The sequence below is a fragment of the Enterococcus sp. BSD2780061688st2 D3 genome (assembly GCF_005844145.1).
Taxonomy (GTDB): domain Bacteria; phylum Bacillota; class Bacilli; order Lactobacillales; family Enterococcaceae; genus Enterococcus_B; species Enterococcus_B durans.
Map to the genome: position 1 here is coordinate 1 of NZ_SPHN01000062.1, position 1,324 is coordinate 1,324.

The following is a 1,324-nucleotide window of genomic DNA, read 5'->3' on the forward strand; positions in this document are numbered from 1 at the left end:
GATAAAGTCCATATAATTGTGTAAAAGATAAAAGGCCATGTAACAGCCCTTTTACGGTACAATGTTTTTAACCACAAAAACATACCCAGGAGGACGTTACATGACCCAAGTACATTTTACACTGAACAACGAAGAGGTTCAAAGTATTATTGAACATTCGGTAAAAGATGATGTTTCTAAAAATATTTTAACCACTGTTTTCAACCAATTGATGGAAAATCAACGAACAGAATATATTCAAGCCGATGACTATGAACGTTCAGAAAGTCGTCAGAGTCAAAGAAATGGCTATTATGAGCGAGACTTTACGACTCGTGTGGGCACACTCGAATTAAAAGTGCCTAGAACACGTGATGGTGAATTTTCACCGACGGTGTTTGAGCGTTATCAGCGAAATGAAAAGGCACTGCTCGCTTCAATGCTTGAGATGTATGTTTCAGGCGTTTCGACACGTAAAGTTTCAAAGATTGTTGAAGAGCTATGTGGAAAATCGGTATCGAAATCTTTTGTTTCTAGCCTGACTGAGCAGTTAGACCCGATGGTCAACGAATGGCAGAACCGTTCACTCTCAGGTACGAGTTATCCTTATCTGATGACTGATGTTCTCTACATAAAAGTCCGTGAGGACCATCGAGTGCTTTCTAAAAGCTGCCATATTGCGATCGGGATAACAGAAGGTGGTGATCGTGAAATCATTGGCTTCATGATCCAAAATGAAGAAAGTGATGACACATGGTCCATCTTCTTTGAATACTTAAAAGAACGCGGTCTACAGGGGACAGAACTCATCATTTCTGATGCCCATAAAGGCCTAGTGTCTGCAATTCGTAAGTCATTTACCAACGCAAGTTGGCAGAGATGCCAGGTCCATTTTTTAAGAAACATCTTCAGTTACATTCCAAAAAAGAATTCAAAACCGTTTAGAGAAGCAGTAAAAGCGATCTTTAAGTTTACGGATATTGAACTCGCTCGAACAGCTAAGAATGCCTTAGTCGGTGAATATATCGACCAGTCTAAATATACAAAAGCTTGCGAAACATTGGATAATGGCTTCGAAGATGCCTTTCAATACACGGTTATCGGAAATGGTCACAATCGGCTAAAAAGCACCAACCTTCTTGAACGACTGAACCAGGAAGTCCGCAGAAGAGAAAAGATTATTCGGATTTTTCCCAACCGAACGTCTGCCAATCGATTAATTGGAGCTGTCCTTATGGACCTTCATGACGAATGGCTCAGTTCTACAAGAAAATATATTAAGTTTGATCAATGAGAGACCGGTAAAACATTGTATAGTATTTTACACAGGATTATGGACTTGACT

The 1,324-nt window shown here is 39.7% G+C and carries 1 protein-coding gene; it reads left to right on the plus strand.

The genetic code is table 11. The features are described from left to right. Positions 1-100: 100 nt before the first annotated feature. Positions 101-1,273, plus strand: a complete 1,173-nt coding sequence (locus FGQ66_RS15010) for an IS256-like element IS1542 family transposase (RefSeq protein WP_002339194.1) — start codon at positions 101-103, stop codon at positions 1,271-1,273. Positions 1,274-1,324 lie beyond the last annotated feature (51 nt).